The organism is Niabella aquatica (assembly GCF_054779315.1).
In genome coordinates this window covers 80,045-103,189 of record NZ_BAAGYM010000003.1, presented here as the reverse complement: position 1 = coordinate 103,189, position 23,145 = coordinate 80,045, and the positions used below count along the sequence as shown (strand labels likewise).

Here is a 23,145-nt window from a genome sequence, read left to right as displayed (position 1 = left end):
TATTCAGATACAAGCTGTAATTCCCGGATCTCTGAATGATTTTTTCGGATAGCAAACAGCACAAGAGCTTTACGAGACATGAACCATAATGTGTTAGCCGCCTACGGCTCTATCCATGCTTCATTTTCTTTTAATAAATTGATCAGCTCATCTACCGCCACTTCGCTGTTTACGTTGCGTTTTACTACTTCCTTACCTTTATATAAAGTAATTTTCCCCGGGCCGCTGCCTACATATCCGAAATCGGCGTCAGCCATTTCGCCCGGACCGTTTACAATACAACCCATAATGGCAATTTTTACTCCTTTCAGGTGATGGGTCACAGAACGGATTTTTGTGGTGGTTTCCTGCAAATCAAATAATGTTCTGCCACAGGAAGGGCAGGAAATATATTCTGTTTTAGAAATGCGCATACGTGCAGCCTGCAAAATGCTGAAGGCTGTATTGTTGATAAACTGTTCGGGAGATTGATTGTTCAGATAATTTCTTCCCGATGCATTTAAAGAAGTGGCTTTGGCATAAGCGTCTTTGCTCATACCCAGGCAAATACCATCACCAAAACCATCTAAAAATAGTGCACCGGTTTCAGTAGCATAATGGATCAGGTGCTCATCCCCGGTTTGCCAGTTACTATCCGTAATAAATACAATGGGCGCTGCGATTTTTTTCTGTGCTAATTGAATACAAGTGGCACGCACCGTCTGCATCGCGTTTTTTTCTGTGCTGCTTAAGCACAAAACGGTATTGGGCTTTGCCGCAACAGTGTTTATATATTTTTCATCATTAGGACAATCAATCATCACAAAATTGATGTCGCTTTCCGGTTGCTCTGTAGCAGCATAATGCTCGGCACAATAAATTGGAAAATACTTTGTTTTATCTAAAACCTCTTTCCATTGATGATAAGGTACAATTACTTTTAAAGTGCCCGGCAATGCAAAGCCGATACCAGATTTTGAGATATATACATAGTCTGCTGCAGCATCTGCAATATTCCATTTGTCGTCCGCTTCGTTATAAGTATAACCAATACTTTGTAAAGAAGCAGGGGTGATATATGCTGCTTTACTTAAATCTGCAATTACTACCGGCACGTGCCCGCCACCAATATTGTTAACAGCAATGGTTTGATGGCGGCGATAGTTGAAAGGTTGATAAGTTGATAAGTGAACATGTTGGTGTATTTCTTCTTTTTGAGCTTTTAAATCTTTAAACCTGTCAGCTTTATACCGCTTCACAATATCCCGGCATACAGGTATTTCTAATTCAGGGTCTTCGGTCAATGATACGCGAATAGTATCGCCAATGCCGTCTTCCATCAATGTACCAATACCTACGGCAGATTTAATGCGGCCTTCCTCTCCATCTCCCGCTTCGGTAACGCCAAGATGCAGAGGATATATTTCACCAAATTCTTCATGCATTTGTTTGATCAGCAAACGATAGGCCTGTACCATCACCTGCGGATTACTGGCTTTCATGCTTAATATGATCTGGTGATAGCTTTCGTCGCGGGCAATGCGTAAAAACTCCATTGCGCTCTCTACCATGCCAATGGGCGTATCTCCATAGCGGCTCATAATGCGGTCGCTCAGGCTGCCATGATTGGTGCCAATACGCATGGCAGTGCCGTATTCTTTACAAATCTTTACCAGCGGTGTGAAGCGCTCGCGGATGCGTTCTATTTCTTCGGAATATTCTGCATCGGTATAATCAATCTGTTCAAATTTTTTCTTATCTACATAATTCCCCGGGTTCACGCGTACTTTTTCTACAATACGGGCAGCTACTTCTGCGGCGTTTGGTGTAAAATGGATATCAGCAACTAATGGGGTAAAGTATCCGCGTTTATGCAGTTCGTTTTTTATATTCAGCAGGTTTTCTGCGTCTTTTTTTGATGGTGCTGTAATGCGCACCAGCTCAGCACCAGCTTCAATGCACCGGATGGTTTGCTCCACTGTAGCGATGGTATCCATAGTATCGGTGGTGGTCATTGTTTGCAACCGGATGGGATGATTATTGCCCAACAATAAATCACCGATCTTTACTTCTTTGGTTAACAGTCTTTTATATTGAATAAGTGATTCTGCAAATAATTCCATGCTGCAAAGGTAAGTTGATAAGTTGACATGCATGCGCCAGCCGCTTTAAGGACAGCCACGGAAAGCGCGCTGAAGATTTTGTACACCGGCTCTGCTCTTTGACGACGGGGTATGGCCTGGCTGGGGCGAATGACCCAACCCAGCGTAAAGAAATGGAGTATGGTGCCTGTTAACGTTTTTTATCAATTCATACCGGTTATATACCTCTGACAGATCCATTAGATTATTCTAAAATAGCGGTATTGGCCCTATTATACCGGGAAATCCGGTTTAAATAAAAATCTGTTTTGGATAATTTGTTATTTTAGGCCTTTAATCGCTATATGGAACAGCTATTTAAAAAATTATACCAGCATCCTCTTTTTACTGAGGCCGAGCTGCAAACGCTTGCAGCAGCTCACGAACCGGTTGAAGTAACAAAGGGATCCATTATTTTGCGTGAAGGCAAGATGGCTAATGAATATTATGTGTTGCAGAAAGGCTTGGCGCGGGCTTATGTGTATGATTATAATAATGATGAAATAACAACCGAGTTTTTTACAGAGGGTGAGCTGGTGATTTCTACTTCTTCGCTGTTTCAGCGCACGCTTTCTCAGGAAAATATACAGACGGTTACCGATTGTGTTTTATGGAAAATGGAATTTGAGAGTTTTCAAAAATTATTTCATGCGATGCCTGGCTTAGTAGAGTGGGGCCGGCTTTGGTTTACAAGCCAGCTCTTTATCATTAAGCAGCGATCGCTGGATATGGTAAGGGAAACAGCTACCAACCGCTATTTAAAACTGCTGAAAGAAAAACCAGAGATCATTCAATACGTACCGCTAAAGCAAATAGCTTCATACCTGGGTGTTACAGATACTTCGCTAAGCCGCATCCGGAAAGACATTTCAGTTTAAATATTCAGGATGAAAAATATCTTCGCTATTATTGGCAGTGCGCAGCCCAATTCGTCTAACCTTAAATTGGTGCATTTCCTAGCTCATCATTTTTCTGGTGAGTTATCAATCGAAATTTTTGATGCATTAAAGTCTTTGCCGCATTTTGATGCAGCGCAAACTTTAGAAGACACACCGGAAATTATACAGCAGGTACTCCAGAAAATGGGAGATGCAGATGCAGTACTGATTTCCAGCCCCGAATATATTTTCAGCATTCCTGCCGGCTTAAAAAATTTACTGGAATGGTGTGTAGCCACTACTGTTTTTACCCATAAGCCTTTAGCTATTATTATCGCATCTGCCGATGGCAAAAAAGTTTTAAAGGAAATAAAGCTGATCATGGAAACGTTGGGGGCATTATTCAATGATGAAACCTGCCTGCTGATTAATGGGGTGAAAGGAAAGATCTCAGCAGAGAATATTATAGATGCTGCCGTACAGCAACAACTGATCAACGTTATATACCAGCTTAAGGCCATATTAGGGGCCTGATTACACCTGCTATTGGGCCATAATGCCTTTTATCTACAATAGAAAACGTAATACTTGTCAAATGACAAGTGCGGATGCCTGTTTGCAGCCTTATTTTTGAATGGGGAAGACGCATACGTCTTTTCTAAAAGCAAAAGCCATTCCATGAGTAAAGAAAATCTATACAAAGGCATTGATACTGTATTTGGTGAGGTTATTTTTTCTTTAACAGGAACCGATGATAAACGACTGAATGAGGTTCCGTTTGCCGATAGCTGGACGATAGGGCAGGTGGCGGAACATATTATGCTTTGCAGCAGAGGCATACCGGATAATAATGTAACACATGCAGACAGGCCATTTGATGCAAAAGTGGCTGCCTTAAGAGCTATTTTTCTGGATATGGACCAAAAATCGAAAGCAGATCTGCGTGTTACTCCAGGCGTACCCCCACATAGCAAGAAAGAGCTGATCCCAATGTTAGAAACTAACAAAGTACTGCTGCTTACAATTATTTCAGAACACGATCTGTCTGAATTATGCGTGGACACGCCATTTCCTTACCTGGAATATCTTACCCGCTACGAGTGGTTATATTTTATACAGGTACATACTCAAAGGCATTTGAACCAAATAAAAAGTATACAGCAAATACTGTCTGGTCATAATTAATAGTTAAAAAAATAAAACAATGGAGCATCAAAAATTCAATCCCGTAGTATGGTTCGAGATCTATGTAGATGACATGGAGAGGGCCACTAAATTCTACGAAGCGGTTCTGAACATAAAGCTGGAACAAATGTCTGATCCCACCGATCAATCTATGCAAATGAAATCATTTCCGGGGACTATGGAATGGCATGGTACCAACGGCGCATTAGTAAAAATGGAAGGCATGAAAGCCGGCGGCAGCAATGTGGTCATTTACTTTGGCTGCGAAGATTGTGCTGTGGAGGCAAGCAGGGTAGAAGCCGCCGGCGGAAAAATCTGCCAGGCTAAATTGCCGATTGGCGAATTTGGATTTTGTTCAATTGTCAGCGATACAGAAGGAAATACTATTGGATTACACTCCATGAAATAGTATCATAAATGGAACCCGAACGAATAGTGCTGAACATACTGGTGCATAAACCGGTTGATGAAGTTTGGAAAAAATGGATAGCTCCTGAAGCTATTGAGCAATGGAATATTCCTTCTGATAGCTGGCGTTGCTTGAATGTTTTTAATGATTTCGTTGAAAGTGGACTATTCTATTATGTAATGGAAACAAAAGATGGTAAGGAGCGTGTTGAGCATAAAAGCATATACGATCGGATCGTGCCTTATGAGCTTATTACGTATATCCTTGACGACGGGCGGAATTCAACAGTAGAATTTCAGCAAATAGATCGTAATACTATTGTTCGCGAAACCCTCGATCCCGAACGGCAAACGCCGTTAACTGTGCAGCAAACGTTTTGCCAGGCTGTATTAAACAGATTTAAAAAGTATGTAGAGACGGAAGATGTATCTGAGTAAATAATTAAATAAACATTTTTAAAATACGGTGATATGAAAATTGTAAAAGCTATTTGTTGTACACTATTTGGGCTTATGTTTATGAATGCCGGGTTGAATAAATTTCTGCATTATATGCCGGATCAGCCCCTGGATGCAGAAATGGCCAGGCTGGTTGGAGCTATGATGACTATTAAATGGCTGATGCCATTGGTGGGTTTTATAGAGGTGACCGGCGGGTTGCTTTTTATATTTCCCAAAACGCGCGCATTGGGCGCCCTGGTAATATTACCTGTAATGATTGGAATTATGCTTCATAATGCTACGTTTATGCCTTCAGGTCTGGCTATAGCAGTACCTCTTTTTATGATAAACCTATGGATGATTGCTGATAACTGGAACAAGTATAAGCCTTTGGTTCGCTAAAGTATTTTTTAGTTAATTAAAATTATACAATATGATTGCTGCACAGCGTGGTTACAAAGAAATCAACGGGATACAATTGTATTATGAAATATATGGGGAAGGAAAACCCCTGACATTGATTCACGGATGGCGCCACTACTGTATTGCAGATAGCACATTTATTTCCGGGCATAACGGATAAGATAATTATAGCCTCGGGTGTTACGAAAAGAGAGGGTCTGGTTGATGGCTTTTTTGAAATGATGCAAAACGCAATGATTGATCAGATGCCGGCATATTTTAAAGAGAATTTTCTAAAGCTGAATCCCGATGAATCGCTTTTGAAAAATATGTTTTATAAAGACAGCCAGCGCATGATCCACTTCCGGGATTGGGAAGATAGTGCGCTGGCATCAATAGCAGCACCGGCATTTTTTATTGCAGGGGATAAGGATGTAATCACCGCCGCACATATCGCAGCGATGGGCAAAATGGTTCCTGATTCACGATTAATGATACTTCCATGTGGACATGGAACTTATATGATGGCGGATGAAACGGGGGTCACAGACAGTGATCTGATTGATTTTACAATGAGCCAGATTAGGAAATTTGTGAATAGTTAATTCTTCTAATACAAACAAATCTATATGAAAAGGTGTCGTGTAGAAATCAAATGGGCCATCGTTGATTGAAATGATGCTGTTCTGGATGCTGCCTGACAATAATTTATCAAACTTTAAAAATACAGTTATGCCAAAGTTAAACCCCTATCTCAACTTTGATGGTAAAGCCGAAGAAGCATTTACCTTTTACAAATCTGTTTTTGGCGGAGCGTTTTTAGGTGAAGTATATAAAATGGGGAACGCTCCCGGCTGTGAAAATCTTTCCGAAGAAGAGAAAAACCGTGTAATGCATATTGCACTGCCTGTTGGCAACGACCTGCTGATGGCATCAGATATTGTTCCTTCAATGGGTCATAAACTGGTTGAGGGAAATAATAATTATGTCTCCATATTCCCGGATTCGAGAGCGGAAGCTGACCGTTTGTTTATAGCGCTTTCAGAAGGAGGCACTGTGGAAGTGCCGGTTGCAGATCAGTTCTGGGGTGATTACTTTGGTAGCTTTACAGATAAATATGGCGTAAAGTGGATGATGAATTATCATGCTCAATAATATATCTATGGAACAAAAAATTATTGCAAAAGCGTCCATCGGCATTCAAAAACCGGCAGGTGAAATTTTTGAAGCTATTGTTCGTCCTGAGCTGATGCAGCATTATTTTATTTCCAGTGGCTCTGGACGCATGGAAGCTGGTAAAGAAATTCATTGGTCTTTTCCTGAATTTGAAGGCGCTTGCCCTGTAACTGTTAACGAAGTTATTACTGGTGAAAGGGTGACATTTGTATGGGATCCTGAATCTGTTGTAAAAATAGAGCTGGAAAAAAGAAGCGACAATGATACGGTTATAAGAGTTTCCGAAGAAGGCCACCGGCAGGACGAGGCAGGCATTCAATGGGCCATTGGCCAGACAGAAGGGTGGGCTAACTTTTTAGCCTGTATGAAGGCCTGGCTGGAGTATGGTATTCATTTGCGTAAAGGTGCTTTTGATTTTATGAAGCCATTATAAGCTTCTCCGTGTTTAATTCCATTAAACACGGAGAAGTAGTTTTCCGCTTTAGTATGCTTTGTAATAAAGCGCTTCGATTTCTTTTATCGATGTAGAACGAGGATTTCCCCCGGTACATACATCGTTAAAAGCGGCAACAGCTAATTCAGGAATATCTTTTTGCAATACGCCTATCTCGCTTAAATTTTGCGGTATGCCTATACTTAGCGATAAGGACTGTACCGCATCAATTGCAGCCCGAACACCTTCCTCATCGGTCATTTTGCAGGCATTTTCCACTCCCATTGCTTTTGCGATCAGCTTATATTTCCCTATTGCTGGAGAAGCTGCATTATATTCAAGCACATAAGGCAGCAGTAAGGCATTTGCTACTCCGTGCGGTGTATCATAAAATGCGCCTAAGGGATGAGCCATGGAGTGCACAATACCTAATCCTACGTTAGAAAATCCCATGCCTGCTATGTATTGTGCTAAAGCCATGCCCTCCCTGGCCTCTTTGTCAGAAGGATTATCTACTGCATTTTTAAGGTGTTTATGAATAAGCTCCATGGATTTTATCTCGAACATATCGGTCATTTCCCATGCTCCGGGTGTAATAAAAGATTCGATGGCATGTGTCAGGGCATCCATACCGGTGGCAGCTGTTAGTCCCTTAGGCATAGAATACATCAGCTCCGGATCAATAATCGCCACTGCAGGAATATCATTGGGATCTACGCATACCATTTTCTTTTTATTTTCCTCGTCTGTAATAACATAGTTGATCGTGACTTCTGCAGCAGTGCCTGCGGTTGTTGGCAGCGCAATAAGCACTACCGATTTGTTGGGGGTGGCAACTACGCCTTCCAAAGATCTTACATCATAATAGCCGGGATTATTGGCTATAATTCCTATTGCTTTTGCGGTGTCGATGGCAGAACCTCCGCCAAGCGCAATGATAAAGTCAGCCCCGCTTTTTTTGAACACATCCACACCCGACTGCACATTCTCTATGGTAGGGTTAGCCTTTACATTGTCATATATATCATAGGCTATATCGGCAGCAACCAGTATGTCCTCAACCTTTTGTGCAACGCCGAATCTAACCAGTTCCTTATCGGTTACCAACAATGCTTTCGTTAATATTCTTTTTTTTACTTCACCTGCAATTTCTTTTCTTGCGCCTGCTCCGTGGTAAGAGGTTTCATTTAGAATGATCCTGTGTGACATAATTAAAACTTGGTTTTATTAAATAGTATATCTTTTATATAATGATAAGTCACATTAGCTTCTTAAAAGCGTATGTACAGTCAATAAATGTAGACAGCGTAGTTTATTTATTGAATGATATTGGTCATGAGCGGGCATGTTTCCAGACCATATCAATTTGAGCCGGATAGAGTGGAATGATTTATGCCAGGAGGGAAACACTACTGGCAACAATGGTTGGTTGTGGGTTGAACGGTTGCTTCCCTGCCGGGTGTCCTGCGTGGCTGTTGCAGAGAAGGGCACTTCGTATTTGTGCAGACAAAGGTTATTACAGGGTATATTAACCAATGCCTCGAATAAGATCCGAACGCGAAGGAAGTCTATTTAAATACAACAGCGGCAAAGAAATAAATATCTTCTTTAACTTGTTTCCCCTTCCGTATCAGCTATCTGGTCATCCCATTTGGAAGTGGATTTGTTAATAGCATCCTTGGGATCGCTTTGCAACTCGTGTGTTTCTTTATTATACATACCGTCCAGGTCGTCTACAACAGATCCCTTCCACAGCTGAGTGCCGGTAAAATAAGCAGTCCGGGCTATCATGTGCGCTGCGATGGGAGCGGTGATAATGAGAAAGAAAATAATGGCGATGGCTTTGGTGGTTACAGATGCATCATCAGGAAATATAATAGCAGCGCAAATGAGCAGTAAGCCCACTCCGAGGCTTGACGCTTTTACCGTAACAGAAAGGCGCAGGTAAAAATCGGGCATTCTGAGTATGCCGATGGAGGCGAACAATATGGCTAAAGCACCAATAGTACTTATAATGGCTATAATAATATTAATCATCTTTTTGTTTTTCTATATAATAGGAAAAGGCAATAGTTCCCAAAAAAGCGATCAGGGCCAGGATAATGGCTACATCTAATAATATTTTTTGGTTTTGACGGATGCTGTACACGGTAATAATACCAATACCAATGGTAATGATAAGGTCGAGCGCAATAACACGGTCTACAATTGCCGGGCCCCGGAACAGGCGGATAAATACCAATATGACAGCAATGGTCAATATCGGGAAAATCACGAAGTCAAAGTAATTTGCAAGGGTCATTATCTTAAAATTTCTAACAGCCTGCGCTCTATTCCCGTTCTTAATTCTTCTACAAAAGCCTCCGGGGTTTTAAGATACATGGCATGAATATATAAAGTTTTTTTGTCTTCGCTTACATCCATGATTAATGTTCCGGGCGTCAGCGATACAAAGGTTGATAATAAATTGATCTCAAAATCTGACCGGGCGTTAAGCGGGTAGCGAACAATGCCCGGTCTGAAAAAATATTTCGGCGTTATTACATCGTAGGCTACCAGCACATTAGCTTTCAGCATCTGGTATAAAAAATAGAATACAAAGCTGAAAATTTTCGGAACGCGATAAAAATATCTCCGGTCTTTTTCATTCCGGTTCATGATCCATAACACAAAAAAGCCAAGAATAAACCCGAAGGCAAAACCAGAGTAAGACAGCGCCCCGGTTAAAGCTACCCAAAGAAAAGATAACAGCAGGTTCATTAAGAAATTTTTTGTCATGTGCTACTGTTTTAATTTTTAAATACAGCGTTTATATAAGAGCTGGTATCCAGCAATTCGTTGGATATCCTGTTTACCACCTGTATAATGTTTTCTGCATTTAATCCTATATACACCGATACCGTGCCTAAAATACCAATGGGCAACAGCAACAGAACTTTTCTAAACAGGGGCAGGGGTTCAAATTTGTTTTCAATCACAATGCCCTGCGGTGTATCTTTCCAGAATGCTTCAGCCCATAACCTCGCTATTACATATAAGGTAACAAGGCTACCCAGTATTAATGCCCCGATAAAGAAGTAATGATGTTCTCCAAACGCATCCCTGAACAAATATACTTTTGGCCAGAAACCTGACAACGGAGGGATGCCTACCAGTGAAAGCAGTACAATAGCTATCAGCAATGAAATTTTGGGATATTCTTTATACAGGCCGCCCAGCTTTTCCATTTTTACCACTCCCCTGAGCTGCATAATAACACCCGAAATCAGGAACATATTGGTTTTTATCATGATATCGTGGATCAGGTAGAACAGGGTTCCCATCAGTGCCAGTTTGCTGAACATGGCTATACCGCCCACCATAAATCCTATATGGCAAACGATTAAATAAGAAAAAAGGCGGCGGATATTTGTTTTGTTCAATGCACCAAAAGAGCCTGTTAAGATGGTGAGAACCGCTATTGCCATCAGCAGCTTTTTGGTAAAATCATCAGGAATAAAAATGAGGCTGTGCACACGCAGCATAGCATAAATACCCACTTTGGTAAGCAGCCCTCCGAATGTTGCAGCTACTGCAGACGGCGGGGTATGATAGGAGGAGGGCAGCCAGAAGTACAAAGGAAAAACTGCCGACTTAATACCAAAACCCAGCAGAAAAAATACTGATGTGATGCTCACCAATGAGCGGTTTTGAACATCGTGCATTTTAGCAGAAAGATCTGCCATGTTAAGCGAGCCTGTCATGCCATACAATATCCCGATCCCGGTAAGAAAGAACATGGATGCCAGTATGTTCATAGACATATATTTCATGGCTCCTTCAAGCTGGTTCTTTCTTCCTCCCAGTGTCATTAAAACAAAAGAGGCAATAATGATTACTTCAAACCACACATACAGGTTGAAAATATCGCCTGTTAAAAAAGCCCCGTTTAACCCCATCAGGAGGAAATGGAATATTGGGAAATAACCATAAAGCATCCTTTGGCGGCTTAGCCCTGTTGCCGAAAAAATAGAAACGGCGAAACCTGCAATAGAAGCCAGGAGCACCATTGTGGCGCCTAAAAGATCTGCTACAAAAACAATAGCAAACGGTGCTTTCCAGTTGGATGCATTTATTGTAAAGGTACCGTGGTTATAAACTTCGGTAAATAATATTCCGGCAGTAATTAATGCAGCTAATGCGCCTGATACAGAAAGTATCCGTTGCGTAACAGTTTTTCGCCAGGCTATCATTTGAAGGATAGCCGTGAACAGGTGAATAAAGACCGGCGCCAAAATTAAATTCCCTGTCATATATCTTCTTCCTCCGGTGTGTTTAAATCATCAAGATCATCTGTTTCTAAGAGCGCATATACCCTTTTTAGCAATACAAGCGCAAAAGCGGTAAGGGCAAAGCTGATTACGATGGCTGTCAGTATCAGCGCCTGCGGAACCGGGTCGGCGCTGGCGCTGTCTAAAATATCCTGTGCCGAGCCAATAATGGGCGGCTTTCCTTTTACAATAGCGCCTAATACAAATATTAAAATATTGGTAGCGCTTCCCAGCAGCATAATTCCCAGCAGCAGCTTTACCATGCTGCGCCTCAGGATGAAATAAATACCCCCTGCATATAACAGGCCAATAACCAGTATTAACAGTAATTCCATTATCTAATCATCGGTTAATGAAATGGTGAACAAAATAGTTAATACAACCCCTATTACTACCAGGTACACGCCCAGGTCAAAGAACAGGGCCGTGCCCAGCGATCCCACGATGGGGAAAGTACCTTTGAGCCAAAGTGCTGTCATGGGCGGAAGCCCCCAAAATACAGGGAGTATAACGCTGAATGCGGCAATACCTAACCCGATGGGCAGCAGGGATAGGGGTTTCCTGCCTAATAGTTTCATTGAAGCATCGGTACCATTGGCAAAACTGTGCAATACAAAAGCTATTGATGCCACAAGTCCGCCTACAAAACCGCCACCTGGATAATAGTGCCCGCGCAATAAAAGAAATACCGAAAACAATAATAGTATCGGTAGCAGGTACCTTGTGGCTGTTTGAAGAATACTGCTTCTCATATTATTCTTTATCAGTGGGTTTTAATCGTAACCGTAATAAGTTATATACACCAATGGCGCCTATGCTTAATACCACCGTTTCAAACAAGGTATCAATTCCCCTGAAATCAACCAGTATCACATTTACTACGTTTTTCCCCTTTGCCAGTGTATAAGCCGCATCTCCATAAAAATCACTGGTCGCCGTAACAATAGGTTCATGGTGCGCCTGCAGGGCCACCATACAAAGTATAACCCCAAATACCAATGACACTGCCATATCCCTGTAACGTTCCTTTTTCGTGCCCAGGTTCAGGAATGGGGGCAGTTTATACAGCACCAGTACAAACAATACAGTGGTAAGGGTATCTATAGTAAACTGTGTCATGGCAAGGTCAGGTGCGCTGTAAAAAACAAACATCAAACAAATGCAATAACCAATAACGCTCATGGAAACTACGGCTGTAAGTCTTGTGCGGGTAGTAAGCATCATGATCAAAGCGCCGATAAGAATGGCTACGATAGCAACTTCATAAACGCTCAGCATAGCCAGTGAGTAAAAGTCAATTTCAATGGGGCCACTTAGCCAGAGCTTATAGGCCAGTAATGCTTCTGCAAAAAGAATAATTTTCAGGTGATAGGAGCGCAGGTAGCCATTGTGGAATTTTCCTGTGTACCATTCTGAAAACCTGAAAGTAGCATCTACTGCTCTGTCCATAATATATTCAGGAGAAAGATGGCCGAGCCGTTTCACAAAGTTGAGTCGTTCTTTTCCGGGTTTATTGATGAAGTATAGAATGGTTCCTGCAGTAAGAGTTAACAGGCTTAATACCAGCACAGTATTGAACCCGTGCCATATCTTGAGATGCATCTGTGTATCTGCTCCAAATATAGCATTAGCGGCCTGCATGGAAAATAATCTTCCTGCGTAACCTGGCATAATACCAAATAATATGCCTGCCAGGGCCAGTACCAGCGGAGGCAGCCACATGGAGGTGTAGGGTAAATGTATGGTTTTGAAAGAAGGTGGAAGTGGCCCCGTAAAGGGTTTGATGCCGGCCATAAATCCTGCAGCTACCAGGCATATATTGGTAAGAAGCGCTAAGCCTGTCAGCATAAAGATCCATGAAGAGGATGTATGAAGGGTGGCCTCATAGATCAGATCTTTTCCTATAAATCCAAAAGATAAAGGAACGCCTGCGCTGGACAGTGCAGCTAAAAGCCCCGCAAGGGCCACCGGTGGCAATACTTTCCTGAGACCTGAAAGCCGGGTGATATCGCGTGTATGCGTTTCATGATCTATAATGCCGGTAATCAGGAATAAAGCAGCTTTATACAGGGCGTGCACCAGTATAAATACACTTGCAGCAATAACCGCATCTTTTGTTCCAAGTCCTAACAGGAAAGTGAGTATTCCTAAAGCTGATATAGTTGAATAAGCCAGTATGCTTTTAAGGTCAGTACGCAGCAGGGAATGATAGGCTGCAAACAACATGGTAAATCCGCCCACGATGATTAACGGCAAGGTCCATTGTGGCGTATTCCCTAAAGCCGGACTGAACCGGGCGAGTAAGTAAATACCGGCTTTTACCATTGTTGCTGAATGCAGGTATGCAGATACCGGCGTTGGCGCTTTCATGGCGCCCGGTAACCAGAAATGAAAAGGGAACTGCGCCGACTTTGTGAAAGCTCCCATGAACAAAAGCCCTAAAACCAGCGGGTATAACGGATGGCCAATGATGACATGGCGTGACTGAATAAGTTCGGATATGGTATAGGTGCCTGCAATATTACCCAATAAAATAAGTCCTGCCAGCAGGAAGAAGCCGCCTAAGCCGGTTACACACAGCGCTGTAAGGGCGCTTTTTCTCGACCCGGCTTCCGTATTATTAAAGCCGATCAGGAAGAAAGAGCTGATGCTGGTAAGTTCCCAGAAAATGAAAAGCAGGAGCATATTGTCTGCCAGTACCATTCCCAGCATGGCCGACATAAAAAGACTGAGATAACCAAAAAAGCGGTCAAAATACACATGCCCCTTTAAATAAGTGCGTGCATAAAAATAAATGGCGGTGCCAATGCCGGTAATGAGCAATGCAAACAACAGGGAAAGTCCATCCAGCCTGAAATCAAGGTTGACACCTAATGAAGGTATCCATTTCGTTGATTCGAGCAAATGACTACCTGAAGATATATAGGGTATGAGACGGGTATAATATAAAAATAATAGAACAGGCAGGGCCATTAACAAAACACTCCACTTTGATTTTAAAATTTTACCAAATGGAATGATGAGTATAGAAGTAATGAAGCCAGCCAGTACTGTTAAAAGCATGTATAACAGGTTTGTTTTCCGATTGCGTTAAAAATAAGGAAAACAGGTGGTTTTTTGACAAAAGTCAAAATTATTCTGCATAACATTTTTCAATTTTGCACTATCAACAAACAAAAGTGAAAATGAAAAAAACACTATCTGCAGCAGTTCTACTGCTTGGCCTGCAGGGTATGGTAGCGGCACAACCAATGCCATCTTTAAAAGAGCTAATTAACAGTGCCCAGCAACAAGATGCAACCCTTAAACAGCAAACTCTTGAAAATCAGCTCACACGCCTGGACGATGAAAAGCTGAAAGACGTGTTTCTTCCTAAGATTGAGTTATCAGGCAAATCAGGCTATCTCTATAGTTCAGCTACCTTACGATCTCCTGAAATTACTATACCCGCGGTAGCCAGTGTTTTTCCGGGGATGGTGATACCTGAAGGGCAGCTGGATAATAATCTGCATATTTCCGGTATTTCAGCTCTGGCCGATGCTAAGGCCTCCGTACTGCTGTATTCCGGCGGAAAAGTGAAATACCTGAAGGAAGCCAACAAAGAAAAAAGCCTTTCAGAAACTATGTTAATGGAAAAAAGCCGGGACGAGATAGCAACGGTTATCAGTAAAATTTACGACCAGTTCGCATTATTAAATGAGTCGGCGAATGTATTGGAAAAAGGAAAGGAAAGGCTTGAAATCATGAAGAAGACGGCTGATAAGGCATTGGGATATGGGCTGATCACTCCTTATGACCATAAAAAAATAGAACTGGCACAGGCTACTCTCGATTCAAAGATCATTGAGTATGAAGGAAAAAAAGAGTTGTTGATCACGCAGCTTTCTTTACTTACCGGTATTGAAAAGGAGCTTCTTGTAAATCTTCAGCCACAGCTGGCGCCGGTATATCCCGGTGCTTCCGGAAATACAATCCAGGAGCGGGCCGAAATAAAAGCATTAACACATGGCATTAACGCTGCTGATTATAAAATAAAAGCAGAGCAAAGATGGTGGGTTCCTAAAGTAATGGCGCAAACATCAGCCTCTTACTTTGGATTGTATAATAACCGTATCTCTACTTCCGATCCTTTGCTGCCGGGAACAGGGAAAAAGCTGGACTGGCGCCCTGCCAATATTCATGTACGCCCTATTATTCAGGCGGGTGTAGGCTTTAAGTGGGATATCTTTGATGGTAAGGAAGGAAAGAATGCCACCGCAAGGGCAAGAGTAGAGAAGCAGATACTTGAGAATAAAATGAAAGATGCGCAGGATAAGCTGCAATTGAACCTGGCAAATAACGAAACGAATTATCGCATCGCCAATGCCCAGATAGCTTTAAAAGAAAAGGCAAGAGAGATAGCGGCGACAGCATTAACGAATATTGAAAAGGAATTCAGGTACGGCACAAAGAAATCTTCCGATTACATCGACGCGGAAAATGACCTGGAAAACGCAGAGCTGGAGTACCAGGCAGCCATTTTTAACCAGCGCAGGGCCGCTGTAGAGCTCATGAAAGCTACGCAAAGCCTGGATATAGATAAACTTTAAATCAACAAAAAAACGATAAATATATACTGATGAAAAATATTACAATACTTACTATTAGTTGTGCCCTGACATTTACAGTAGCAGGCTGCCATAGCCATACCGGGGAAAGGGCTGTGGAAGGTAAAATAAAAAAAGAGGTGGTTTCCTTTTCGCCTAAGATCAGCGGGCGTATAGCCGAGATATATGTGCAGGAAGGCCAAACCGTACATGCCGGCGACACTTTAGCCGTGCTGGACATACCGGAGGTGGAAGCAAAGATCGCACAGGCCGAAGGAGCAACGCTTGCTGCAGGTGCGCAGGAGCAGCTGGCGCGGAACGGTGCTACGCCCGATCAGTTGAAACAGCTAAAGGCAAAACAGCGGGGTTTGCAGGACCAGTTCGATTTTGCACAGAAATCTTATAAAAGGGCAGAGAACATGTTTCGCGACAGTTTGCTGGCTCCGCAAAATTATGATGAGATATATGCTAAATATTTGGGGGCCAAAGCCCAGTTGGATGCGGTAAATGCAGAGTTGAGAGACGTAGAACGTGGCACACGCTATGAAAAAGTAGCAATGGCCACAGGACAGACCAGCCAGGCAAAAGGCGCTTTGCAGGAGGCAAAGATAGCCTATAAAGAACGTTATATAATCGCTACCAATGATATGGAGATCGAAACCATATCGCTTAATAAAGGCGAACTGGCGACAGCTGGTTATGCGCTGTTCACAGGGTATATTCCTAATTCTACTTATTTCCGTTTTACTATTCCTGAAAGTAAAATGGCCGCGTATCAAAAAGGCATGGAGATAAAAATGACAGTGCCGTATAACCAGCAAAAAGTAACCGGGAAGCTTACTTCTGTAAAGCAATTGGCCAGGTATGCGGATATTACTACTGCTTTTCCTGATTATAATCCCGAAGATGCCGTATACGAAATAAAAATAGTACCCGTAAATAACGCAGAAGCAGCACGGTTGCTGGTGAATGCTAACGTTGTGTTGAATTAACATCATTTTAAAAGGAAAGCCATAACAGATACCTTTAAAAAAACACTTTCTCAAAAGGTTATATAGCAAGAAGGTTTAAAGAGCGTTCCGTTGGGCTACAATCAATAAACATGTACAAATGAAACATTTGGTGCAACTAGTAAAAAGAGAGTTTAAGCTGTTTTTTAGAAATACCACATTACTGATGGTTTTTATACTGGCGCCTCTTATTTATGCCCTTTTGATAGGTCTTACCTATAAAGATGGTAAAGTGGAAAATGTTCCTGTGATTGTTGTTGATTACGATCATACGCCGGCTTCTTCCCAGTTGGTAGAAATGCTGGGCGACAATAATACCATCAAAGTGCTTAACTATACAGTAAAGCCTGCGAATATTAAAAACGAGATTATTAAAACCCATGCAGCGGCAATGGTGGTGATACCGGAACGATTTGAAGCAATGATGCAGCAGGGAAAATATCCTGAAGTGAACGCATATATCAATACTTCCAATTTACTTACTGCCAACTTCGCTTCCAAGTCTATACAAGTGGTTATGGGAACTTATGCTGCCGGTGCAGAAATAAAAGCGCTGCAAAAAAGAGGAATGCCTGCTGAGCTGGCCAAAACAAAATATGAGCCTTTCAAGGCTAATTATATTACCCTGTTCAACACTACAAGCAATTACCTCCTGTTTATGTGGCCGGCTATAATGGCTGTGGTGCTGCAGCAGGTAATTATGCTGGCTATGGCAGTAAGCTTTGCCAGTGATTTTAGAAGAAAAGATTTTGTGGAAATATTCAGGAGAGAAAGTAAGCTGAAGCTGATGATTGTAAAAGCTATACCGTCGCTGATCTTTGCTAATCTCAATGTCCTTTTCTTTTACCTGTTTAGCATCTTATTTAAGATTCCCGCTCCCACAGGATTAGGTACTTTTTTACTAAATACAGAATTGTTCATTCTGGCCTCTGTATTCCTGGCAGTTTTTGTAAGTGTTCTTATTCCTAATGCACTTAAAGCTACACAGATACTGATGGTAATAGCATCTCCTGCTTTTATTATGAGCGGGTTTACATGGCCGGCTATTGCTATGCCTCCTGTTGTTAATGCCCTTACTTCTATTGTGCCGCTTACCCCGTTTCTTGAGGCGTTGAAAATATCGGTGATACAGCAGGGCGACGGGTTCCTGACCCGGCCATACACCCTGCACCTGTTTATATTGCTGGCAGTGTTTTTTGTGCTGAGCTGGATTACATTGATCGTAAAAAGGAAAGTAGTGATCAGGAAAAAATATAGAAGGTTGCTGGAACAGAGAAACGCCCAGCAGCGCTCATAATTCTTTTTTCGTTTTCTATTGTTGATAAAGGCCGCTGCTTTTTAGCAGTGGCCTTTTGGTTGATTGGCTCTTTATTTAATATTTTTGAGCAAAAAGACTATGTACCTGCTGGACGTTTTATCCCGGACCATTAAAGTAGATAATGCGATTGAAGCATTCATTCTGGAGCAAGTGGATAGACTTCAGCTGGAAAAGGGTGCACCTGTAGGTTTATCCAATGCACTGGACCGAAACATATATTTTGTTGAGAGCGGACTGTTGCGTAGTTTTTATAACGAAGACGGAAAGGATATTACGCTGGGTTTTGTAAAAGAAGCTGGTTTTGCGGCGAGTAAAGAGGCGTTATTCCTTCAAAAGCCTTCCCGCAGCCGTATTGAAGCGCTTGAGCCTTCAATAGTAAATTACGTGGCCTTCGATAAATTACAGAAGTTCGCAGAATCGTCTATATCTATATCCCGGTTAATGATATCGGTGATGGGCACGCTTGCTATAAGCATGGAGTACAGGATCTATGCGCTGCAATACATGAGCGCCAAAGAGCGTTATCAGCAAATGATGGCAGAAGCTCCGGATATTTTGCTGCGTGCACCTTTGGGGATGGTGGCCAGCTACCTGGGTATGTCGCAGGAAACGTTAAGCCGCATCCGGAAATAAGGGCTATGACCTGAGCTTTATTTTCCCATCCTCCTGCATCAGTATGCTACCTTCATCCACCAGAAAACTGATTACGGTCCATATATGATCTTTGGGATTGCCACGAAGGCTGTTGATCACGTCCTCCGTAGATAGTGGCTGTTGAAGTAGCGCTTTCAGCCTGCCCGAAATGTGATCGAAAGCTTCCCTGGAGAGCACCGCTTGTTTTTGCTTCAGGCAATTATCACAAATGCCGCAGTCGTTCATGTTCGCATCACCAAAGTAATTGCCCATGATCCTGCTGCGGCAGCGTGCCTCCTCTTTGAGATAGCTTATCATTTTATCGATTCTTTGCGTGCATATATTTTTTCGCTCGTCGTAACGTTCAGAATTAATGGTGAGCTGGGCTGTTTTGATGCGGGTACGGGTGAGCATGATCTGCGGCTCATCCTTTTGAGGCTGATAATAGATTACCCTGTCAAAGTTTAATTGGTGCAGTTGTTCTTTTACTACTTCTGTATCATACTTTAAAAGGTAGGCAATATACCTTTCTGATATGGCAACCGGGTAATCATATATGCCTTCATAAGTACGCAGCAATATTTTTATAAGCGGTTCATAATCCTGGTGTCGTTTTTCATATTCGTATAAATCGTCTTTATAAATTGTAAAGCGTACGGTTGCAGGCGCAAATACCTGCTCATTAAAGCTCAGCCATCCATCCTGTTCCAAAGCCTTCAACCCGTAAATAGTAGTTTGTACATCTACCCTGAATTTTTTGATAAAGTCTTTCAGGTTGAAATCATAGCTTTCTCCCGGAGCTTCGCCTTCGGGCAATTGCAGGTAATGCACCACGTTCCTGTAAACATCCCTTAAAGTGGCTTTGTCAGGATAACGGACGTCCGGCAGGTGCTTCAGCGCTTCTGTTTCTGGGTCATCATACAACAGAACAGCAAAAGCTTTTTTACCGTCACGTCCTGCCCGTCCGGCTTCCTGGTAATAATTCTCCAGGCAATCCGGCACATCCGCATGAATCACTATCCGCACATCGGGCTTATCAATGCCCATCCCGAACGCATTGGTGCAAACCATTACACGTATTTGGCTCTTTATCCACCGCTCCTGTTTCTGCGTTCGTTCTTCCGTGCTCAGGCCGGCATTATAAAAATCAGCGACAACTCCCTGCGCATTCAATAGCTCACTTATCTCTTTGGTACGTTTCCGGGTTTTGCAATACACGATCGCGCTGCCCTCCACACTTTTTAAAATCGCTGTTATTTTATTAATGCGGGACGTTACTTTAAACACGCTGTACGAGAGGTTGGGCCGTTCAAAAGATTGCCGGAATATCCTAAATGATCCGTTATTTTCAGATTGGTTTTTGCTTTCCCGCTCCTTTTGAAGCGGGATATCTGTGGTGGGGCTAAGCTTGTCACAGATATCCTGTTGCACAAGAGGTGTGGCAGATGCGGTAAGCGCAATTACCGGCACGCCGGGCAGTTCTTCGCGTAGGTGGATAATACGCAGGTAGGGTGGTCTGAAATCGTACCCCCATTGCGAGATGCAGTGCGCTTCGTCCACTGCAATAAGATGAACGTTCAGGCCGGGCAGGTATTCTTTAAACAGCTTGGTTTCCAGCCTTTCGGGCGATATGTATAAAAATTTGCAATTGCTGTGGGCTGCAGTTTCCAGAATGCTGATCACCTCTTTGCGCTGCATGCCTGTATGAATACAGAATGCCGTAATGTTTTTTTTACGCAGATTTTGCACCTGGTCGTTCATTAAGGCAATCAGCGGAGAGATCACAAGACACATACCCGCTGCTGTAAGGGCAGGAACCTGGTAGCAGAGCGACTTTCCGCCGCCTGTAGGCATCAGCGCCAGCACATCGTTTCCCTGAAGCACAGCTTCAATAATTTCCTGCTGCATCGGGCGGAAATGGTCAAAGCCAAAATGTTCTTTAAGCGTCTGGAGTGCGGTATTACTCATATATGGCTTTAATGCCACTTCTAAAATAATGCTTTTCAGGAAATCAGGATACTTTTCTACCTCAACAATTTTGAACTGGTAGCATTAGTAGAAATAGGGATGTAAAAGAAAAAATTTCTTACGCCACTTTCTTCACCAGCAACCTGCTGCTGTTGGCCGCCAGCACCACATCGCTGAGGGCCATAATCAGCGCGCCGAATTGTGGCGTAAGGAAGCCCAATGCAGCTACGGGAATAGCAATAATGTTATAAGAAAAAGCCCAGAATAAGTTTTCTTTAATAGTTTTGTACGTGTGCTTTCCCAGCCCTAAAGCCATTGGCAGGTTTTTAAGCCCGTGGTTCATCAATACTACCTGTGCTGTTTGCATGGCAATTTGGGAGGCATCGCTCATGCTGATCCCGATAGTAGCCTTGGCAAGGGCAGGCGCATCATTAATGCCGTCTCCTACCATCGCTGTTGGTGTTTCCGCATTTTTTTGAGCAATGATCTGAAGCTTTTCTTCGGGCGTTTTCTCTGCAATAACCTCGTCAATACCCAGCGCACCTGCAATCTGCTGCGCTTTTTCTTTTTTATCGCCGCTGAGCAGAACAGTTGAAATACCTTTACTGTGAAAGTAGTTCACTACGGGCTTCGCTTCGGGCCTTAATTCATCTGCCACATCAATATAACCGATCAATGCATGGTTTTCTGTTACATAAATATTATGTGTATCATCCTGTGTTAAATGTGCCGCCACTTTATAAGACCCTGCACGGTATTCATTGCCGCTTTTATCTGTGGCACGCATTCCTTCTCCTTTTATTTCTTCAATTTTTTGCCAGCGAATTTCATTTTCAGCTTTCCATTCCCTGGTAAATGCCTTTGCTATGGGGTGATTGGAATATTTTTCCAGCGACCATACCAGCGTTTTAAAAGAAGTATCATCCGTTTTATGGTCGAGCACTGTATAACCGGTTATGGAAAAGCTGCCGGTGGTTAAAGTGCCGGTTTTATCAAATACTACCTGTTTAATGTTCTTAAAGTTTTCAAGGCTGGTAGCATTCCGGAAAAGGATGCCATTTCGTGCGCCCCGCCCCAAACCTACAGCAATAGCCGCCGGTGTGGCCAGCCCCATTGCACAGGGACAGGCAATTACCAGAACCGCGATAGCTCGCATCAGCGATGGTGTAAAATCTTTTAAAATCACCCAGTTAACGATTAACGTAAGCGCTGCAATGCCTAATACAACAGGTATAAATACAGCGCTTATTTTATCAGCCATTTGCTGTACAGGTGGTTTCTCGCCCTGGGCTTCCTGTACCATATTAATAATGCCGGAAAGCACCGTGTCTTTGCCTACTGCAGTAACCTGTGCTTTAACCGTGCCATCTGTTATAATACTACCACCAATCAGCTTCTCTTTATACCCTTTGGTAACGGGCACGCTTTCCCCTGTAATGATGGCTTCGTTAACATTGGCCGTTCCCCACAATATTTTACAATCAGAAGGTACCTGTTCACCGCTTTTAATTAAAACCAGGTCTCCGGTGCGCAGCGCACTGCTTTCTACAGGGAACACATTTTCATTATGCTCATTATCGTAGGCGATCATATTCGCCATCACTACCTGGCTTTCTGCCAGCTTTTTTAACTGGGTTTGGGTAGTGTCCACCGCTTTTTCTTCGATAAAGTTGCCTAAAAAAACCAGTGTAATAACAGTGGCCGCTGTTTCGAAGAATACATAGTCCATTTGCCCGGTGAAAGTGCCATACAGGCTGTACACAAATGCGGCGGTAGCGCCAATGGCAATCAGCACATTCATATTAGGCATGCCGTTCTTAATACTTTTCCAGGCGCTTACACCGAAGAACGACATACCCACAATGTACACCGGCAGGCATAACACCAGTTGCACATAAGGCTGCATGATCCAGCTATGATGCAGGGCCGGTATCATATGCAGCATCAGGACCAACGTAAACGGCAGGCAAAACCAGAAACGCTGCGCATTGTTTTTCAGGAACCCACTTTTTTCGTTATGCTCCGAGTGATCATGCGGGTGGGCGTGGTTTTTGTTGCTGAGTACTGTATAACCTAAATCGGCCAGGCCTTTAGAAATTTTGTCGGGAGTAGCAATGCCGTTGGTCTCAAAGCTTACATCCCCGGTAGCGAAGTTCACTTTTACATCTTTGGCCCCTTCTTTATTTAAGTATTTGTTAATGGTAAGGGCGCAGGTGGCGCAGTCCATCCCATCCACTTTCCATTGAATTTTTTCTTTTGCTTCCATAACGCACTATT

General features: G+C 42.8%; 24 protein-coding genes. 13 read left to right on the top strand and 11 right to left on the bottom strand.

Annotation, left to right across the window (positions count from 1 at the left end):
• Positions 1-101 precede the first annotated feature (101 nt).
• Positions 102-2,102: a (E)-4-hydroxy-3-methylbut-2-enyl-diphosphate synthase gene (gene ispG, locus ACYVBM_RS01980; protein WP_460683933.1), complete on the bottom strand. Its 2,001-nt coding sequence runs from the start codon at positions 2,100-2,102 to the stop codon at positions 102-104.
• Positions 2,103-2,425: 323 nt separating this feature from the next.
• On the opposite strand from ispG, the gene ACYVBM_RS01975 reads away from it, so the two are divergent.
• From ACYVBM_RS01975 to ACYVBM_RS01935, 9 genes are all read left to right on the top strand, one after another.
• Positions 2,426-2,998: a Crp/Fnr family transcriptional regulator gene (locus tag ACYVBM_RS01975; protein ID WP_460683932.1), complete on the top strand. Its 573-nt coding sequence runs from the start codon at positions 2,426-2,428 to the stop codon at positions 2,996-2,998.
• Between the two features lie 9 nt (positions 2,999-3,007).
• Positions 3,008-3,532 (top strand): NADPH-dependent FMN reductase, encoded by a 525-nt coding sequence (locus tag ACYVBM_RS01970; protein WP_460683931.1) that lies wholly within the window; start codon positions 3,008-3,010, stop codon positions 3,530-3,532.
• A gap of 144 nt (positions 3,533-3,676) precedes the next feature.
• A complete protein-coding gene (locus tag ACYVBM_RS01965) occupies positions 3,677-4,183 on the top strand; it encodes a DinB family protein (protein WP_460683930.1) in 507 nt (168 codons plus the stop codon).
• 19 nt (positions 4,184-4,202) lie between these two features.
• Positions 4,203-4,592, top strand: coding sequence for a VOC family protein (locus ACYVBM_RS01960; protein WP_460683929.1), 390 nt, complete (start codon positions 4,203-4,205; stop codon positions 4,590-4,592).
• Positions 4,593-4,600: 8 nt separating this feature from the next.
• Complete coding sequence (locus ACYVBM_RS01955) at positions 4,601-5,029, top strand: SRPBCC domain-containing protein (protein WP_460683928.1); 429 nt, start codon at positions 4,601-4,603, stop codon at positions 5,027-5,029.
• 33 nt (positions 5,030-5,062) lie between these two features.
• Entirely contained in the window at positions 5,063-5,434 is a 372-nt protein-coding gene (locus ACYVBM_RS01950) for a MauE/DoxX family redox-associated membrane protein (RefSeq protein ID WP_460683927.1), read from the top strand.
• A gap of 254 nt (positions 5,435-5,688) precedes the next feature.
• A complete protein-coding gene (locus ACYVBM_RS01945) occupies positions 5,689-6,039 on the top strand; it encodes an alpha/beta fold hydrolase (RefSeq protein ID WP_460683926.1) in 351 nt (116 codons plus the stop codon).
• Between the two features lie 127 nt (positions 6,040-6,166).
• Positions 6,167-6,589 (top strand): VOC family protein, encoded by a 423-nt coding sequence (locus tag ACYVBM_RS01940; protein WP_460683925.1) that lies wholly within the window; start codon positions 6,167-6,169, stop codon positions 6,587-6,589.
• Positions 6,590-6,596: 7 nt separating this feature from the next.
• Positions 6,597-7,043, top strand: a complete 447-nt coding sequence (locus tag ACYVBM_RS01935; RefSeq protein WP_460683924.1) for an SRPBCC domain-containing protein — start codon at positions 6,597-6,599, stop codon at positions 7,041-7,043.
• A gap of 48 nt (positions 7,044-7,091) precedes the next feature.
• Here the strand turns inward: ACYVBM_RS01935 and fucO are convergent, their stop codons facing one another.
• From fucO to ACYVBM_RS01895, 8 genes are all read right to left on the bottom strand, one after another.
• Positions 7,092-8,252, bottom strand: a complete 1,161-nt coding sequence (fucO, locus tag ACYVBM_RS01930) for a lactaldehyde reductase (protein ID WP_460683923.1) — start codon at positions 8,250-8,252, stop codon at positions 7,092-7,094.
• Between the two features lie 399 nt (positions 8,253-8,651).
• A complete protein-coding gene (gene mnhG, locus ACYVBM_RS01925; RefSeq protein ID WP_460683922.1) occupies positions 8,652-9,080 on the bottom strand; it encodes a monovalent cation/H(+) antiporter subunit G in 429 nt (142 codons plus the stop codon).
• Entirely contained in the window at positions 9,073-9,345 is a 273-nt protein-coding gene (locus ACYVBM_RS01920; RefSeq protein WP_460683921.1) for a monovalent cation/H+ antiporter complex subunit F, read from the bottom strand. Before ACYVBM_RS01920 ends, mnhG begins: the two co-directional genes overlap by 8 nt.
• Positions 9,345-9,821 carry a Na+/H+ antiporter subunit E gene (locus ACYVBM_RS01915; RefSeq protein WP_460683920.1) on the bottom strand — a complete coding sequence of 159 codons (477 nt, stop codon included), beginning with the start codon at positions 9,819-9,821 and terminating at the stop codon, positions 9,345-9,347. The genes ACYVBM_RS01920 and ACYVBM_RS01915 overlap by 1 nt, the downstream gene beginning before the upstream one ends.
• A gap of 11 nt (positions 9,822-9,832) precedes the next feature.
• A complete protein-coding gene (locus ACYVBM_RS01910) occupies positions 9,833-11,335 on the bottom strand; it encodes a proton-conducting transporter transmembrane domain-containing protein (protein WP_460683919.1) in 1,503 nt (500 codons plus the stop codon).
• Complete coding sequence (locus ACYVBM_RS01905; RefSeq protein WP_460683918.1) at positions 11,332-11,688, bottom strand: Na+/H+ antiporter subunit C; 357 nt, start codon at positions 11,686-11,688, stop codon at positions 11,332-11,334. The genes ACYVBM_RS01910 and ACYVBM_RS01905 overlap by 4 nt, the downstream gene beginning before the upstream one ends.
• Positions 11,689-11,691: 3 nt before the next feature.
• Positions 11,692-12,105, bottom strand: coding sequence for a Na+/H+ antiporter subunit B (locus ACYVBM_RS01900; protein WP_460683917.1), 414 nt, complete (start codon positions 12,103-12,105; stop codon positions 11,692-11,694).
• Between the two features lies 1 nt (position 12,106).
• A complete protein-coding gene (locus ACYVBM_RS01895; protein WP_460683916.1) occupies positions 12,107-14,416 on the bottom strand; it encodes a putative monovalent cation/H+ antiporter subunit A in 2,310 nt (769 codons plus the stop codon).
• Positions 14,417-14,538: 122 nt separating this feature from the next.
• Here ACYVBM_RS01895 and ACYVBM_RS01890 point away from each other — a divergent pair, with 122 nt between their 5' ends.
• The 4 genes from ACYVBM_RS01890 (at position 14,539) to ACYVBM_RS01875 (ending at position 18,900) form a co-directional block, all read left to right on the top strand.
• Positions 14,539-15,942: a TolC family protein gene (locus tag ACYVBM_RS01890; protein ID WP_460683915.1), complete on the top strand. Its 1,404-nt coding sequence runs from the start codon at positions 14,539-14,541 to the stop codon at positions 15,940-15,942.
• Positions 15,943-15,971: 29 nt separating this feature from the next.
• On the top strand, positions 15,972-16,931 hold the full coding sequence (locus tag ACYVBM_RS01885; RefSeq protein ID WP_460683914.1) for an HlyD family secretion protein: 960 nt from the start codon (positions 15,972-15,974) through the stop codon (positions 16,929-16,931).
• Positions 16,932-17,049: 118 nt separating this feature from the next.
• Positions 17,050-18,246, top strand: coding sequence for an ABC transporter permease (locus tag ACYVBM_RS01880; protein ID WP_460683913.1), 1,197 nt, complete (start codon positions 17,050-17,052; stop codon positions 18,244-18,246).
• 84 nt (positions 18,247-18,330) lie between these two features.
• Positions 18,331-18,900, top strand: a complete 570-nt coding sequence (locus ACYVBM_RS01875) for a Crp/Fnr family transcriptional regulator (protein WP_460683912.1) — start codon at positions 18,331-18,333, stop codon at positions 18,898-18,900.
• A 3-nt stretch (positions 18,901-18,903) separates the two neighbouring features.
• Here the strand turns inward: ACYVBM_RS01875 and ACYVBM_RS01870 are convergent, their stop codons facing one another.
• Both ACYVBM_RS01870 and ACYVBM_RS01865 read right to left on the bottom strand, forming a co-directional pair.
• Positions 18,904-20,868 (bottom strand): RecQ family ATP-dependent DNA helicase, encoded by a 1,965-nt coding sequence (locus ACYVBM_RS01870; protein ID WP_460683911.1) that lies wholly within the window; start codon positions 20,866-20,868, stop codon positions 18,904-18,906.
• Positions 20,869-20,986: 118 nt separating this feature from the next.
• The gene (locus ACYVBM_RS01865; RefSeq protein WP_460683910.1) at positions 20,987-23,134 is read right to left on the bottom strand and encodes a heavy metal translocating P-type ATPase; all 2,148 of its coding nucleotides are present in this window, start codon (positions 23,132-23,134) and stop codon (positions 20,987-20,989) included.
• Positions 23,135-23,145 lie beyond the last annotated feature (11 nt).